The organism is Bacillus sp. SIMBA_154 (genome assembly GCF_046536015.1).
Taxonomy (GTDB): domain Bacteria; phylum Bacillota; class Bacilli; order Bacillales; family Bacillaceae; genus Bacillus; species Bacillus pumilus_P.
Genome location: NZ_JAWJBV010000683.1, coordinates 1 through 234 on the forward strand (window position 1 = coordinate 1; position 234 = coordinate 234).

1 protein-coding gene is annotated in these 234 nt (G+C 40.6%); it reads left to right on the forward strand.

Going from position 1 to position 234, the window contains the following annotated elements; translation table 11 throughout:
• Window positions 1-27: 27 nt before the first annotated feature.
• The coding region (locus tag R0K30_RS23595) for a hypothetical protein (RefSeq protein WP_410613470.1) at window positions 28-234 on the forward strand (207 nt) is incomplete at its 3' end.

Below are 234 nucleotides of genomic sequence, written 5' to 3' on the forward strand. Positions count from 1 at the left end.
GTGTCGAGTCTAAAAAGCGGTGAAACTATGAACTTTGAAAAAATACTAATTGACTGTATCCGTTATTCTGATGGTATTTCAGCGACTAGCGCGGCTGAATTTATTGGAGTTGCGCAAGCTACGTTCAGCAAATGGCGCAGATACAAAGAAACATCACGTTTTCCTAGCCCTGAACATTTAGTGAGAATTTCAAAATTATCAGGGCATGACCTTAGAGAGGTGGTTGCATCTTAC